This window comes from Fictibacillus macauensis ZFHKF-1, assembly GCF_000269865.1.
Lineage (GTDB): Bacteria > Bacillota > Bacilli > Bacillales > Fictibacillaceae > Fictibacillus_C > Fictibacillus_C macauensis.
The window spans coordinates 343,499-359,247 of the sequence record NZ_AKKV01000020.1 but is presented as its reverse complement, the minus strand read 5'-3'; the positions used below and the strand labels follow the sequence as shown (position 1 = coordinate 359,247).

Here is a 15,749-nt window from a genome sequence, read left to right as displayed (position 1 = left end):
TTGTCCTAGAACACCAACTTAGGGTCTCGTTTGTAAGCGATGCCATTTTTTTAAGAACCGAGCAATTGCTCGTAAGGTGATAAATCTACCTTTTTTTCATGTAATTTTTTAACGAGCCAACGATGATCCCGTTTCGGGGTGGCGATGATATAACCGCGCACAATTAAATCTTGTGTCATGCGTGGAGCGCGTTCTTTTAGTGCTAGTTCACCGATAACGCCAGCAATTTTTTCGCGAGCGACGTCTCGAAATAACTCTGGAACCGGTGAAACGAGTTCCTCTAAAAACGCTTTTTGCTCGGTACTCCATAAATGGCGCGTTTGCTCAATATAATGATCTTGCCAATCAAGAATGGATTTGCCGTCTTCTTTTGGTAAACGTTTTAGAAACTTGCGAAACATAAAGTAGCCTCCGATCGCAAACATTCCTAATAAAAAAACCATCCAAAACGAAATAAAAAGAAAAAACCCCGTAGACATCGTGCCCACCTCTATACTTGAAAAGTTTCCAATCTCTGTCTTTATAGTAAATTATAGCGTGAAACTCTGTCGAAAATCAACTATACAATAACCGACAATTGTCGCGAGTTAGTACAGTCTTTTTTTCTATGTATAACAGCTTATGGTATCATACAGTGCTCATTAGGAAGTAGTACAGAAAGAGATGTGGATAAGTGTGGATAACTTTAATATCCAATTACGCTACTTTGTATAAATATGCAATCGTGGATACAACGTGAGAAGGCGGTTGGGAAATAATGAGATGCTAAAGCAGCTTGGGGGATTTTGACAGAAAACGTTCACAGTAAAAAAGAGAGCAGTGAAGCTCTCTTTGGTCGTTAAAGATGGCCGCCGTGCTTTTGACGCGTATGTTGACGATTTTTCACCTTTTTTGAACCTTGTAATGGTTCAGGTTGTCCAGAATGTTCTCCCTTTGGCGCGTTTTTGCGAATATCTTTCGCTGTATTATGTTCAGTCATTTTGTAATCATCCTTCCATTATTACTGTCGTTTTTTACGTTTTTTATTATTTTGGCGAGCTTCTTCTGATAGTGGCTCATTCTTTTCTAACAACGCTTCATTACCAAATTCCGTATTATAACCTGCTCCGCCGCCTTGTGATTTAGCAGCGTTCATTCCCGAAATGACGTGTTTTGCTTTTGGCATATTCGTCACCTGCCTTTCCTTTATAGTGTGTACGAAAGTAAACGAGACCATGGTGGCAATATAAGGAGTGCTTTATAAAAAAATGCGTACACTCTCAAAAAAAGAGTGCACGCATTAAAAATTCAGTCAATCGCCTTTGATCCAATTTGCCAGTAGATAAAGACCGCTTAATCCAACAAGAATATAAATAATTTCGGCTGTGATGGAGCTGCTGCCAAACAATTCATTTACAACATTGTAATCAAAAATACCTACAACGCCCCAATTTAGTGTACCAATCACAGCTAACAGCATGGCTAAATGTTTCAGTATGGCCATGTATTGTCCCTCCTTCGCAACGAAGATTTTGTTTTTCAATTTAGCATATGAAAAGAAAAGCAAAAGGATGAGAAGAATTTTCAATAAGTTTTTCTTATACTTGGCCATAACATATATGTACTTTACTTACTGTAAGCACTTTCGTATGATAAACAAGGGAGAAAATTGCAGAACGAAAGAGAGAGAATTTTTTTTCGACAATTACTCCGTGTAAATGTACCAATGGTTTTTAAGGAGGAGAGTGGAGTTATGACGAAACAACAACATGATATTTTTAAAGCGCGTTCATCTTTTAACGCCAATGGAAAAACGTACAACTACTACAATTTAAATGCACTTGAAGAAGCAGGGGTAGGCCAAGTTTCCAAACTTCCTTACTCAGTAAAGGTATTGCTTGAATCTGTATTACGTCAACATGACGGTCGCGTAATCACGAAAGAGCATATTGAAAATTTAGCTAAATGGGGTACGGATGAGCTACAAAACGTAGACGTACCATTTAAACCTTCACGTGTCATTCTACAAGATTTTACAGGGGTACCAGCGGTTGTAGACCTTGCATCCCTTCGTAAAGCAATGAAAGACATGGGTGGCGATCCAGCACAAATCAATCCAGATATTCCGGTTGATCTTGTTGTTGACCACTCTGTACAAGTTGATAAATTCGGTACAGCTGATTCCTTAAACGTAAACATGGATCTTGAGTTTGCGCGTAATGAAGAGCGTTATAAATTATTAAGCTGGGCACAATCTGCCTTTGATAACTATCGTGCCGTTCCACCAGCAACAGGTATCGTTCACCAAGTAAACCTTGAGTATTTAGCATCTGTAGTGCAAACGCACGAAGTAGATGGTGAATTCGAAGCATTCCCAGATTCACTCGTTGGTACGGATTCTCATACAACGATGATTAACGGAATCGGTGTACTTGGCTGGGGTGTTGGTGGTATTGAAGCTGAAGCAGGTATGCTTGGTCAGCCTTCTTACTTCCCAGTGCCAGAAGTTATTGGTGTAAAACTAACAGGTGAACTTCCTGATGGAACAACAGCTACGGATCTTGCTTTGAAAGTAACACAAGTTCTTCGTGAGAAAAAAGTAGTAGGGAAATTCGTAGAATTCTTCGGACCAGGTCTTGCGGAAATGCCGCTTGCTGACCGTGCAACGATTTCTAACATGGCACCAGAATACGGCGCTACATGTGGTTTCTTCCCAGTAGACGAAGAAGCATTGAACTACTTACGTCTTACAGGCCGCTCAGAAGAGCAAGTGAAAGTGGTTGAAGAATACTGCAAAGCAAATGGCATGTTCTACACGCCAGCTTCAGAAGACCCAATTTTCACAGACGTTGTAGAAATTAAATTAAATGACATTGAATCCAACCTTTCTGGTCCGAAACGTCCGCAAGACTTGATTCCTCTTTCAAAAATGAAAGAAGCATTCAATACAGCGCTTGTTTCTCCACAAGGAAATGCTGGTTTCGGTTTAACAGATAAAGAAATCAACAAAGAAGCAGAAGTGAAGCATGCGAATGGCGAAACTTCTCTTGTTAAAACAGGTGCGGTTGCAATTGCGGCGATCACAAGCTGTACAAATACATCAAATCCATACGTAATGCTTGGCGCGGGTCTTGTAGCGAAAAAAGCGGTTGAAAAAGGCTTAAACGTTCCTGCTTACGTAAAAACATCGCTTGCTCCAGGATCAAAAGTTGTTACAGGGTACCTTGATAAAGCGGGTCTTACACCATATCTTGATCAATTAGGTTTTAACCTTGTTGGTTATGGCTGTACGACATGTATTGGTAACTCAGGACCACTTGCTCCAGAAGTAGAAGAAGGCATTGCAAACAATGATTTAACGGTAACTTCTGTTCTTTCTGGTAACCGTAACTTTGAAGGACGTATTCACCCGCTAGTTAAAGCGAACTACCTAGCATCTCCACCGCTTGTAGTGGCTTATGCACTTGCTGGAAATGTGAATATTGATCTTCAAAAAGAATCTCTTGGTAAAGACCAAGATGGAAAAGATGTATTCTTTAGCGATATTTGGCCTTCATCTGACGAAATTAAAGAAGCAATGCGTCTAGCAGTTACGCCAGAATTGTTCAAGAAAGAGTATGAAAGTGTATTTGATGAGAACGCTCGTTGGAATGCTCTTAAAACAAGCGCTGACAAACTTTACGGTTTTGATGATGATTCTACGTACATTCAAAACCCACCGTTCTTCGAGAACTTATCTGCTGAGTTAAAAGAAATTGCACCGCTTAAAGATCTTCGTCTTGTTGCGAAGTTTGGTGATTCTGTAACAACAGACCACATTTCACCAGCGGGAGCAATTGCTAAAGATTCGCCAGCAGGTAAGTACTTAATGGACAACGGTGTAGAACCTCGTGAGTTTAATTCTTACGGCTCTCGTCGTGGTAACCATGAAGTTATGATGCGTGGTACGTTTGCAAATATCCGTATTCGTAACCAAATCGCACCAGGAACTGAAGGCGGCTGGACAACATACTGGCCTGAAGATAAAGCTATGAGCATCTATGATGCAGCGATGAAATACAAAGAGCAAGGCACAGGTCTTATGGTCATTGCAGGTAAAGATTACGGAATGGGAAGCTCACGTGACTGGGCAGCGAAAGGAACTAACCTTCTCGGCATCCAAACGGTTCTTGCTGAAAGCTTTGAGCGTATTCACCGCAGTAACCTTGTGTTGATGGGTGTTCTTCCTCTTCAATTTAAAGAAGGCGAAAGCGCTGAAACACACGGCTTAACAGGTAAAGAATCCTTTACTGTAGCTGTAGATGAAACGGTAAAACCACGTGATTTTGTAAAAGTAACAGCTGTTGCTGAAGATGGTACAACGAAGGAATTCGACGTACTCGCTCGTTTCGATAGTGAAGTTGAAATCGACTACTACCGTCACGGTGGAATTCTTCCAATGGTACTTCGTAATAAAATTGCTGCGGCAAAAGCGTAAGCAGTTCATAAAGGATGACATCGACGTATACTCGATGTCATCCTTCTTTTTTTCGTTGCATGCATAAAGACGCAGCTATTCGTCGATACTGCTTGTAAAAATAAAGAGGTGCCCATTATGCGTAAACAACGCCATAAAAGCTTTAAAGAACTCGTAAATGAAAACAAACGTGAATTGCTTCAAGATCGTGAGGCGATGGAACGATTAGAACAAAAATGGGAAGAAAAACATAGCAAACAAGCGTAAAAAGAGACAGTCAAAGCTGTTTCTTTTTTTTGTGTGAGGTCATACTACTAGTGAGGGAGGTGGAAAGCATGAGCAATCCAAAAAAATTTCCGCAACCGTTCGTACCGAGTCATATGGGAACACAACCTCGTGAAGGAAAAGGTAATAAAGGCAAGCAAATGGCGCAAAAAAGTAACGAACAACCTGATTATGTGCCACCAAAAGGATAAGGAATTAAAAACTGTGCTTCACCATCAGGAGCGCAGTTTTTTTTATTTGGTTTTTATTACAAACTTTTCGACCACCATAACTGATTTCATAGCTCGAACATTGTAGTAGTGAAGAAATAGGAGGGGTATGGTTGATTATTGCGGAAGTGAAACCATTACCGGTTTCAAGAAAAAAAGAAGACCAAGATCTCATGTATCGAAAATTAGAATTAAAAATGCAACAATTAGGACATCTTGTTTCGTTTCGCGAACAGCTTAACTGGGAGCATTCGCTTCATGCCGTTGAAATTGAAAAAGAAGCACTACAGAAGTTGCGAAAGACAGCTGCTAAAAGTGACGGAGTACTGTTGTTATACGCTAAATTACTAAAAGGGACGGTATATCAGCACATTATTTTGCATCCTAATACAGAAGGATTTTATTTACCATTTCGTTTTGATTCACCATTTTACATAGAAGTAAACCGTAAAAAAATATGGATTGGTTCTTCCATTCGTTTACAAGAAGAGTTGAATTGGCTCAAGTTAACGATACAAGAATCTCAAGATGAAAAAGCAAAGGCCGCTTGGCAAACCTACCAAGAATTATGTCAACAAAGCATTGCCACTTGCTCACCTATTGTTTTTGCTTAAACCTCGTGAAGCCGTTGTTTTGTGGGAGAATGTGTAAGTCGTTCTAGTTTTGCTAATAATGGTGCTATGGTACACTAAACGATGATACGAATAAGTGAAAAGTTAGGTGTAAAGGTATGTTACTTTCAAAAACAACCGTCGACGTTCGCTACGCTGAAACCGATCAAATGGGCGTAGTTTATCATGCGAATTATTTAGTTTGGTTTGAAATCGGACGTACGGTATATATTGAAGACTTAGGCTTTCAATATGCACAAATGGAACAAGATGGTGTGCTCTCACCGGTAACAGAAGCTCATGTACACTATAAAAAGCCACTTCGTTATCCAGATCGTGCAACGATTTCAACGTGGGTAGCTGCTTATAATGGTGTGAAAGTACACTATCATTATGAAATTCACAATGAAAAAGGCGAGCTTTGCTTAACAGGCTCTACAGTTCATGTATGTGTTGACAAGGATACGTTTCGCCCGCTTTCTTTGAAAAAACATTTTCCACAGTGGCATGCGGCGTATGAACAACATAAGAAGCAGGAGTGTTAAGGATGGCGTTTGGTATTACGCGACATGAATTGCAAGTATGGAAAAATGAAGTAGCCTCCGGAAAAGTAGCGTTTTTAACTCACTACTGGCAAGATGACCGCTTTCCAGAATGTTATACCGTAACGAAAGTCGGCTGTAATAATAAGGAGAAATTACTGAAATGGGGAGCGCAATACGGACTGAAACCGGAATGGATCGATGATCATCCTGGATTGCCCCATTTTGATTTGTTAGGAGAGCGTCAAGTCGCTATTCTTCAACAAGAAAATGAGTATGAGCAGTTGCGAAAATTAATACAACGAAAAAAGGCCGGCTCTCTTAAATAGAAAGCCGACCTTTTTTTCGTTAAGAGAAAAGATAGGTTAAGGCGCCATTTTCAGTATCGACCGTTAAATCATGACCATCTAGATACCAAAGATCTTCTTGCTCAATGAAAAAGTGATAGCCCTTTTCGTCTACAGCAAGACCTGCTTCTTTTGCTGCTTCTTTTGTTACCCCAAGTGAAAAACCGCTTTGTGCCGTACTGCATCCACCGAGGCGCACGAAAAAGCGAAAAGCATCCCCTTCCGTTGCATCCATTTCTTGTTGAAACCATGAGAGTGCTTGCGCAGTAATTGTTAAATTCATTGTAAAACCCCTTTTCTTTAGTGCACCAGTAACATTCTATTGTATCAATGCTACTATACCGAAAGAAGCATTACAAATAAAGAATGTTGTGTTTTTTTGTCCATGTTATAATATAAAATTAGTAGACAAGCTAGTAGAAATGAATGGATATTGAGGGGACGATGTATGAAACAGCGAATGGCAAAACAAGTAATCTCTATGCTTCCACAAAATGCGATTTCAAAAGCGGCAGGGGCGTTAGGACGTTCAAAAATGAGTCGCTTAGCAATTAAGCCGTATGCGAAGCTTTATGACATTGATCTATCACAAATTGAAAAACCAGTGCACCACTATAAGCACTTAACGGAGTTTTTTACGAGAAAATTACAAGCTGGAGCGCGTCCGATTGCAAATGGAGAAAAAACGATTGTTTCGCCAGTAGACGGTACAGTTGCACAGCTTGGCTTTATTACTGAAGGAGCAATGATTCAAGCGAAAGGCATTGATTATTCAGTCGAAGCGTTGCTTGGCGATCGTGTAGCCCATTTCCAAAACGGTTCATTTATTACGATTTATTTAAGTCCACGTGATTATCATCGCATTCATATGCCGCTTGCTGGCTATATTACGTCCAGTACGTATATTCCTGGACGGCTATTTCCTGTTAATGAAATTGGTGTGAATCATGTACAAGGGTTGTTTACAAAAAATGAACGACTCATCACCTATGCTAATACGACGGCAGGAGAGGTTGCTATCGTCAAAGTAGGAGCGTTTATCGTTGGTAGTGTGAAAGTCGGTTATAATGAGGCATTCAAACAAGGTGGCCGTGATGTTGTGAAAACAACTCATGAAGCTACGCACGTGGAAAAAGGTCAAGAGCTCGGCTTATTTGAATTTGGTTCCACGGTTATTTTATTATTTGAAGAAGGAAAAATGACGCTCAATCATACGTTAAAGCCGGGTTCAATAGTTAAAATGGGAGAAGCAATCGGCACGATAACAACCTAAGATGAACAGGAGTGAAGGCAATGGAATATCCTATAGAAGCTCTCTTTCAAGAAGCACAAGAGCGTTTTTCTGTTCATGATGTGATCCGAGAGGGCGTATCTCTAGTATTTCTTTTAGAATCTCCGCATGTCGACGAGCTTACATTCAATGCTCCTTTAGCAGGTAGTTCAGGTCGGTCTGTAACAAAAATTTTAACCGATCAAGCTGAAACGTTACCTTTTGGTCGTCTGTTAGCTCAAGAAAAAGATCACGACCTTTATCGCCGTATTGGCATTATGAACGTATGCTCGTTTCCTTTGCAACAAGCGGCGATTCAAGATGTTCAATTTACATCTTCTCATGCCTCTTTTTTTACCATAGCCAATAAGGTGCGGACAGCAAATGAGCGTACTCACTATAAAAACGAAGAATGGAACACCTTTCAACACGTGATGCAACGCCATTTTCAGCAACGATTAAAGCGGCTGCAAAAGCAACCGCTCATTCTCGTGCCTTGTGGCAAGTTTGCCCAAAAGCATCTTCTGTTAAGTGGGATTACAAGTGAGCAATGGAGAATTATTTGGGACGTTCCACACCCATCATATAATGCGTGGAGTAAGGACCGCTATGCGCCTAACATTCAAAAAGTAAAAGAAGCTTTTACGTCATTAAAAACGTAAGGCCATAAAGGACGGTGCTAATGCCTGCAGCAATAAGCGCGGGCTTTAGCTTATACCGTGCGTACTCAAGCACGGGTAAGTTTAAGATGCGAGCAATGGTATTTGTATCATCGCTTAACGGGGAGGCAAATGCCCCAAACGTACCGCTCGCAAAGACAGCGCCAATGACGAGTGGCATTGAAACGCCAGTCGCTTGCGAGAGGGAAATTCCAAGCGGCATTAAAATGCCCCATGTTCCCCAACTTGAGCCGATAAAATAGGAAACAGCAGAACCAAATACAAAAAGGGCAGCGGGCACGAAAGCGTGTGGGATCCAGCCTGTATGAGCGGTTATAAAGCCGGAAAACCCTAGATGATCTGTCGTCGCAGATAACCCCCAAACGACCGCAAGTAAGACGATGACCGACATTAGCTCATTGCCACCTTGTATAAACCCTTCCATTAATGAAGCGATCTTCATGCCCTGTAGGCGATAAAAAACAATCGACACAATTAGCGTTACAATCAGGGCCATAACCATCACGCGTAATACATCTGCCTTCACAAAAGCTCCGATAAAGCTTGTCGCGTGTGAATGACCATCCCACCATGTTAACAAGAAAATAAAAAACAGAAGTACAATCAGTGGGAAAAGTAAATTCCAAGGCTTACTTGGCAAATCTTGATGAACAGCAGGGTCACACGTATGCCAATCCTCTTCTTTTTCTTCGCTTTGAACGTCTTCTTTCTCACTCATAGGCTGTGAAGAGGAGCGATGGAAAAAACTTAAGTATAGACCGAGAAGAATCATAACGAACGAAAAGAAGTTAAACGGAATGCTTGAAATAAATAAACGATACGCGTTAGCTGAAAGATGTTCGTTCTCTAATGACATATCTACAATGCTCGTCATATACCCAACAAAAGCGGTTGCTACTGGTATAAGCACAATTAAGGGTGTCGCCGTTGTTTCGATGACAAAGCCTAACTCTTGAGTGGACATCTTTATTTTTTTGAGCAAGGCTCGCATAATCGGAGCAATCGTTACAAAACGAAAGCTTGGCGCTGTAAACGTACCAATCGCGGATAAGTACGTAAGGGCAAGCGCTCCTTTTTTAGTTTTGATTCGGGTGGATGCTTCTTCTACAAAGCCACGAATGCCACCAGATTGTTTAATAATACCTATTAATCCAGAAAAACTATAAAGAAAAAGAACTATTTTTAAATTCGTACCATCTTTTAAACCGTCCATAACAAGGATTACAAGCTCTTTTATTCCCCCAAAAAGAGAAGGTTTAAGTAAGTAACAACCGGTTAGAAGACCGGCAAATAAACCAGGCAATACTTGACGTGTAATCATAGCTACAGGAATCACAATAAGGAACGGTAAAAGAGAAACCCAATGATGTTCCATACGTTGCCTCCATACTTTAAGAAAGTTAACTCTTTCCTTAGAATGGTTGGCGATGAGGGGAATTATACTTTTTTCCATATACGTAAAGGTTGCAAAAATTCACGTCGCATGGTAAGGTTATGTTCGATAATAAATGTACGGCAAAACTGTTTATATATACTTCTGTATAGGGGCATATTAAAATATATATGTGCCTTTTTTTAAGGCCTATTTTATACGATCAGTACGTCTAAATGGATAGTAAGCGTCCATTTGAAGAATGAAGTATAAGAGCAACCACGCCTCTAGTACGCCTAAGGGCTCGCAACCATTGCGGGTTTTCTAAGACAATGATCTTTTTTGATGGAAGAGACACCGAGCTGGATTTTCGGTTTTTTAAGATTGTAGACGTTTTTTTTAGGATATGTATTTTGAAGTATTACGAAATGGTTTTGACGAAAAAAGGAGACAGTTACACATTGACAACATTCAGTGAATTAGGATTAAGTCCCGAATTGCTAAAATCGATTAATAACATGGGGTTTGAGGAAGCGACACCAATTCAACGTGATACAATTCCAACAGCACTTCAAGGAACAGATCTAATCGGTCAAGCACAAACAGGTACAGGAAAAACAGCCGCTTTTGGGATTCCGTTGATCGAGAAAATCGATGTTAAATCACGTAAGATTCAAGGTATCGTTCTTGCTCCAACTCGTGAGCTTGCAGTGCAAGTAGGAGAAGAATTAAACAAAATTGGCCAATACAAAGGAATTAAAACACTTCCTATCTATGGTGGTCAATCAATCGTTCGCCAAATTAAAGCATTAAAAGGTGGACCACATATCATCGTTGGAACACCAGGTCGTGTCATTGACCATATTAACCGTAAAACGTTAAAGCTTGAAGATGTTCATACTGTTGTTCTTGATGAAGCAGACGAAATGTTAAACATGGGCTTTATCGAGGATATTGAAACAATCCTTGAGAATGTGCCAACAGAGCGTCATACAATGCTCTTCTCAGCAACAATGCCAAAACAAATTCAAAAGCTTGCTGAACGTTTCATGAAAGATGTGCTTATCATTCGTGTAAAAGCAAGTGAAATGACAGTTAAAAGCATTGAACAAGAATATGTTGAAGTGAAAGAAAAGCAAAAGTTTGACGCGCTAACTCGTTTGCTTGACATTCATTCTCCAGAGCTTGCGATCATTTTCGGACGTACAAAGCGTCGTGTAGATGAGCTAACAGAAGCGTTAAATAAACGTGGCTATTCTGCTGAGGGAATCCATGGTGATCTTCCACAAAACAAACGTGACATGGTCTTGCGTGCGTTTAAAAACAATACAATTGAAGTATTAGTTGCAACAGACGTTGCTGCCCGTGGTCTAGATATTAGTGGTGTATCTCACGTGTACAACTTTGATATTCCTCAAGATCCTGAAAGCTATGTTCACCGTATTGGACGTACTGGTCGTGCAGGAAAAACAGGTTATGCTATTACATTCATTACGCCTCGTGAAATTGATCATCTTTATACGATCGAAAAAATTACAAAGCGTAAAATTAATAAGCGTTCTGTTCCTTCTTTACATGAGGCGATTGAAGGTCAACAAAAAATGACCATTGAGAAATTGTTAAATGTGATGGAAGAAGGCGACATGCAAGCCTACAAGCAAACAGCAATGGAATTGCTTGAAGAGCATGATTCTGTATCCCTTCTTTCTGCGGCGCTTAAAGTGCTTACGAAAGAACCTGATGAAACACCGATCGAGCTTACTTTTGAGCCACCATTGGCTGTGAAAAAACGTCGTGGCGAGCAACGTGGTGGCGGTGATCGTCGTCGCGGTAACTATAACCGTGGTGGTGGTGAATACCGTGGCGGTGGCGATCGTCGTCGTTCTGGTGGTCGTCCTGGCGACAAATCACGTAGCGGTGGAGCACAAGGATCAAAAACACGCAGTACGGGTGACATGTCTTACCGTGCGTCTAAACGCGTTCGTGAAGACAAAAAAGCTAGATAACAATCGGAAAGACTGGAGTTCTCTTCACAGAGAATTTCAGTCTTTTTTGGTTTATAGCTGAAATGACAAGAAAAGTTCCTTCCTAAAGAGGGAGACAAATAAAAAAATTATACGTGTCCAGATGTACAAAAACTCGCAATGGGTTGAAAAAGAGGCTTTTTGTATACAATGGATAGGATTGATTATTTCTAAAATGAGTGAAATGAGTGCGGCAAAGATTCGCTATGATATGCACGAATTCCATTTTATTTCATAGAGATTAATACATATATATGGTAAAGTGAATAGGACAATAACTGATGAGATTGGGAGAGTTTCATGAAAAACGCAAAAGATACAGTCATACAAGATCCTCACTATAAAGAAGTAGCCTCTGCTGTTGCTTCTGTGTATACAAAATTAGAAGAACAATCCTATCCTACGGAAGCGCCTGCTGTGCTAGAGCTTTATGAGAAACTAGTACAGCAAGAGTTTGCGATTGCTTTTTGTGGGCATTTTTCAGCTGGAAAATCTACAATGATTAATGAAATTATGGGTGAAAATATTTTGCCATCTAGTCCGATTCCGACAAGTGCAAACGTTGTCAAATTGCGAAGTGGAGAATCATTCATTTCTGTAAAAATTAAAGATAAAGGTCATGTCCGACTTGCGCCACCCGTTAATTTAGATGATGTGAAAAAATGGGCCAAAAATGGAGATGATGTAGAAAGTATTGAAATCGGAGTCGGTGAAGGGCTCTTACCTCCAAACGTGGCTGTGTTCGATACGCCTGGAATTGACTCTACTGATGATGCCCATAAAGTGGCGACTGAGTCCGCCTTACATATGGCTGATGTCGTTTTTTATGTGATGGACTATAATCATGTATTATCACAACTGAATTTCTCATTCGTACGCTTATTAAAAGAACAAGGAAAGAAATTATATTTAATCGTTAATCAAATTGATAAGCATAATGAAGAAGAGATATCGTTTGCACAATTTCAAGAAAACGTGATAGCGGGCTTTCGATCGTGGGACATCGAACCAGAAGAGATTTTCTTTACGACGATTAAAGAGCCAACTCATAAGGGCAATCAGTTAGCCGACATCAAAACATTGTTTCAGAAGTTTTATTTAGAAAAAGACGAATGGATTAAAGAAAACGCTTTAAAAGAAACAGAACTGATGATTCAAAAAACAGTGCAAGCAAGCTTAGCTCATGAAGAAGAGACGCATGCTGAGGCATTTGTGATCGCTGAATCGTATGATGCGGCTGAATTACAACAGAATTTCGAAGCCAATCAGAAGCAACTTACGAAGCTTACCAGTGAAAGTGAAGAAAAAAGTAAAGAGGCAGCTAAAACGTTTAAAGAAATTCTTGATACGGCAATTTTAATGCCTTTTCAAACGCGTGAAGCAGCAACGCACTATATCGAAAGCTTGCAAGCGGGCTTTAAAGTAGGCTTTTTATTTTCTCAAAAGAAAACAGAACAGGCACGAAACGAACGTTTACAAGTATTTTATGAAAGTGTACTGGAAAATATTAAAACACAAATTAGTTGGCACTTGAAAGATTATTTTCATGCTTATCAACAAACAGTGCAGAGTGAGCCGGAATTGACACCAGATCACTTGCGTTCGCTCGTTCAGAGTGGGGCGTCCTTATCTGGCAACTATGTGCTTCAATATTGTAATGATGTTACCGCTGCTATTCAAAAAATGTATACCGCTCATTATCGAAATGAAATTCAAGCCATTCAACAGGTAGTAAAAGCAGAAAATGAAAACGAGATAACAGCTTTAAAAGAGATGATTTTAAAAGAAGAACAGGCACTTGATGCATTACAACGTGTGCGTAGCATTAGAGATCGTTGGAACGCCATACAAGAAGAATGGCTTGTCACCTTATATGAGCGTCACGTTAATGAACAGGCTCTACAGCATGCTAATGAGGCATTATTTGCGATTGAAACGAATGTAGCGACCTTAGAAGACCTCTCACAAATGACCGCAAGTGCTTCTCCTGAGGCAGTTGAAGGGGTGGTAGAAGAACAACCACTTACAGAGAAACAAGATGTAGAGCAAGAAGCAACGACGTTACAGAAAGCGTCTAGCGTTCTTGCTGATGCGCAGTTATTACCGACCATTGCAGAAGCCTTGCAACAAGCTTCTTCGCGGATTACACAGCGTTCGTTTACGGTGTCATTGTTCGGAGCCTTTTCAGCTGGGAAGTCTTCCTTTGCAAATGCCCTTATTGGTGAAAAGTTACTTCCTGTATCACCAAATCCAACAACGGCGACGATTAATCGTATTCTTCCGCCAACAGCAGAGCATCAACATGGAACAGCGCTTATTACATTTAAGGAAGAACAGGCGCTCTTAATTGAATTAAATCAATCGTTAGCTCCTTTTGGACTAAAAGGAGAAACACTAGATGAGGCTATACGAGCCGCTCAACAAAAAAAAGAAAAAGTAACCGATGCTCTTCGTCCGCATTTGCAATTTTTATCAGCGGTTGTTGCTGGTTATACGGAAAACAAAGAAAAACTTGGAACGACAATGGTTGTATCTGTTGCTGACTTTCAAGCGTTTGTTGCACAAGAAGAGAAGGCGTGCTTTACAGAAAGCATCGCTGTGTATTATGACTGTGCGTTAACGAGGATGGGTGTGACACTCGTCGATACGCCGGGAGCGGACTCCATTAATGCGCGTCATACGAACGTTGCTTTTGAGTTCATTAAAAACAGTGATGCCATTTTATATGTCACGTATTATAACCATGCTTTTTCCGCAGCAGATCGAGAATTTTTAATTCAGTTAGGACGTGTTAAAGATACGTTTGAGCTAGATAAGATGTTCTTTATGATTAATGCCGCTGATTTAGCTCAAGACGAAGCGGAGTTAGAAGAGGTTACGTCTCATGTTGCTTCGAATTTGCAGCAATTTGGCATACGAAATCCGAAGTTATTTCCTCTTTCCAGCTATTATGCGTTACTTGCACAACAAAACAATGAAGAAGCACACCGGAAATTAACAGCACTCTATGGCGAAGAAGAGAATGAAGCAACGTATTTGCAAAAAACAGGCTTTCCATCATTTTATGATTCCTTTACCCACTTTTTGCGGCATGATCTTGCTCAAGTGTTGTTAGCATCTGCTCATAAACAACTAACACAAGCAAAATCAACGTTAGGTCAATTTATTGCGCAGGCGGAAAAAAGTGAAGAAGAGCGAGAACAAGAAAAAGCAAGACTTCAAGGAGCGCTACAAGAAGGAATCCGTTGTCTGCATGCGTATTCAGAAGAGAAGCAAAGTGAGCTTCTTACCAAAGAAATAAGCGAACTATTGTTTTATGTTCGACAGCGTGTGATGTTGCGCTTCACGGAATTTTTTAATGAAGCGTTTAACTCTTCTGTTATAACAGGAGGAGTACGTGAGCAAAAAGCAGCTTTAGCTTCCTGCTTACAGGAATTACATCAAATGATTGAATTTGATTTGCAACAAGAATCACGAGCGACGGCTTTGCGTGTAGAAAAGCAACTGTTATCGCTAGTAACGGCTTTTAATGAGGAGCTTGACGAAGTATTACAAGGCTATGTTGCACCAGCCTTTATCAGTCAAGTTGAACAACTGTCTATCGACACTCTGCAATCAACGGTTTCATTGTCGTTCCCAGCTCAGGCGCCACATATTGTTAAAGACTTTAAAAATGCGAACCATTTCTTTGAACAAAATGGTAAAAAAGACATGATGGAACGATTATATGAACAGCTTGATCAAGAAGTGGCAGTATTTGTAGAGCAAAGCATTCCTGTGTTTGAGCATTATTATCAAGCTATTTTTGAAAATGTAATTGAATCTCAAAAGCAAGAGCGCGAGAAAGAGTATGTTCGTTACATTCAAAATAGTATTGAGGCGATGGATTCACCGGAACAAAAAGAAAAAATGAAGCTAGCACTATCAAGCTTACAAGCGCTATAAAAACAAAGAACGCTTTAGGAAAGTATGAC

16 protein-coding genes are annotated in these 15,749 nt (G+C 40.2%); 10 read left to right on the top strand and 6 right to left on the bottom strand.

The features are described 5' to 3' along the window. Positions 1 to 50 precede the first annotated feature (50 nt). The 4 genes from A374_RS04795 to A374_RS04780 all read right to left on the bottom strand — a co-directional run bounded on the left by A374_RS04795 (position 51) and on the right by A374_RS04780 (position 1,483). Positions 51 to 479 carry a DUF2621 domain-containing protein gene (locus A374_RS04795; protein WP_007201065.1) on the bottom strand — a complete coding sequence of 143 codons (429 nt, stop codon included), beginning with the start codon at positions 477 to 479 and terminating at the stop codon, positions 51 to 53. A gap of 359 nt (positions 480 to 838) precedes the next feature. After that, positions 839 to 979, bottom strand: a complete 141-nt coding sequence (locus A374_RS04790) for a small acid-soluble spore protein P (protein ID WP_007201064.1) — start codon at positions 977 to 979, stop codon at positions 839 to 841. 21 nt (positions 980 to 1,000) lie between these two features. Next, complete coding sequence (gene sspO / locus A374_RS04785; protein WP_007201063.1) at positions 1,001 to 1,165, bottom strand: small acid-soluble spore protein SspO; 165 nt, start codon at positions 1,163 to 1,165, stop codon at positions 1,001 to 1,003. 126 nt (positions 1,166 to 1,291) lie between these two features. Then, on the bottom strand, positions 1,292 to 1,483 hold the full coding sequence (locus tag A374_RS04780; RefSeq protein WP_007201062.1) for a DUF378 domain-containing protein: 192 nt from the start codon (positions 1,481 to 1,483) through the stop codon (positions 1,292 to 1,294). A 249-nt stretch (positions 1,484 to 1,732) separates the two neighbouring features. On the opposite strand from A374_RS04780, the gene acnA reads away from it, so the two are divergent. From acnA to A374_RS04755, 6 genes are all read left to right on the top strand, one after another. Then, the gene (acnA, locus tag A374_RS04775) at positions 1,733 to 4,456 is read left to right on the top strand and encodes an aconitate hydratase AcnA (protein WP_007201061.1); all 2,724 of its coding nucleotides are present in this window, start codon (positions 1,733 to 1,735) and stop codon (positions 4,454 to 4,456) included. Positions 4,457 to 4,573: 117 nt separating this feature from the next. After that, on the top strand, positions 4,574 to 4,702 hold the full coding sequence (locus tag A374_RS19855; protein ID WP_007201060.1) for an FbpB family small basic protein: 129 nt from the start codon (positions 4,574 to 4,576) through the stop codon (positions 4,700 to 4,702). Between the two features lie 68 nt (positions 4,703 to 4,770). Next, positions 4,771 to 4,911, top strand: coding sequence for an acid-soluble spore protein N (locus tag A374_RS04770; RefSeq protein WP_007201059.1), 141 nt, complete (start codon positions 4,771 to 4,773; stop codon positions 4,909 to 4,911). Positions 4,912 to 5,042: 131 nt separating this feature from the next. Then, on the top strand, positions 5,043 to 5,543 hold the full coding sequence (locus A374_RS04765) for a hypothetical protein (protein WP_007201058.1): 501 nt from the start codon (positions 5,043 to 5,045) through the stop codon (positions 5,541 to 5,543). A 116-nt stretch (positions 5,544 to 5,659) separates the two neighbouring features. Further along, a complete protein-coding gene (locus A374_RS04760) occupies positions 5,660 to 6,085 on the top strand; it encodes an acyl-CoA thioesterase (RefSeq protein WP_007201057.1) in 426 nt (141 codons plus the stop codon). Positions 6,086 to 6,087: 2 nt separating this feature from the next. After that, positions 6,088 to 6,411 (top strand): hypothetical protein, encoded by a 324-nt coding sequence (locus A374_RS04755; RefSeq protein WP_007201056.1) that lies wholly within the window; start codon positions 6,088 to 6,090, stop codon positions 6,409 to 6,411. Positions 6,412 to 6,430: 19 nt separating this feature from the next. Here the strand turns inward: A374_RS04755 and A374_RS04750 are convergent, their stop codons facing one another. Then, a complete protein-coding gene (locus A374_RS04750; protein ID WP_007201055.1) occupies positions 6,431 to 6,712 on the bottom strand; it encodes a HesB/YadR/YfhF family protein in 282 nt (93 codons plus the stop codon). Between the two features lie 165 nt (positions 6,713 to 6,877). Between A374_RS04750 and asd the strand changes: the two genes are divergently transcribed. Together asd and A374_RS04740 are read left to right on the top strand one after the other, a co-directional pair. Continuing rightward, positions 6,878 to 7,702: an archaetidylserine decarboxylase gene (asd, locus tag A374_RS04745; protein ID WP_007201054.1), complete on the top strand. Its 825-nt coding sequence runs from the start codon at positions 6,878 to 6,880 to the stop codon at positions 7,700 to 7,702. 20 nt (positions 7,703 to 7,722) lie between these two features. After that, positions 7,723 to 8,361 (top strand): uracil-DNA glycosylase family protein, encoded by a 639-nt coding sequence (locus tag A374_RS04740; RefSeq protein WP_007201053.1) that lies wholly within the window; start codon positions 7,723 to 7,725, stop codon positions 8,359 to 8,361. Here the strand turns inward: A374_RS04740 and A374_RS04735 are convergent. Next, the gene (locus tag A374_RS04735) at positions 8,342 to 9,754 is read right to left on the bottom strand and encodes a Na+/H+ antiporter NhaC family protein (protein ID WP_007201052.1); all 1,413 of its coding nucleotides are present in this window, start codon (positions 9,752 to 9,754) and stop codon (positions 8,342 to 8,344) included. The two genes, A374_RS04740 and A374_RS04735, sit on opposite strands and share 20 nt — an antisense overlap. Before the next feature lie 458 nt (positions 9,755 to 10,212). Here A374_RS04735 and cshA point away from each other — a divergent pair, with 458 nt between their 5' ends. Next, positions 10,213 to 11,757: a degradosome RNA helicase CshA gene (gene cshA, locus A374_RS04730; protein WP_007201051.1), complete on the top strand. Its 1,545-nt coding sequence runs from the start codon at positions 10,213 to 10,215 to the stop codon at positions 11,755 to 11,757. Positions 11,758 to 12,075: 318 nt separating this feature from the next. Beyond that, positions 12,076 to 15,720, top strand: a complete 3,645-nt coding sequence (locus A374_RS04725) for a dynamin family protein (RefSeq protein ID WP_007201050.1) — start codon at positions 12,076 to 12,078, stop codon at positions 15,718 to 15,720. Positions 15,721 to 15,749: the final 29 nt, after the last annotated feature.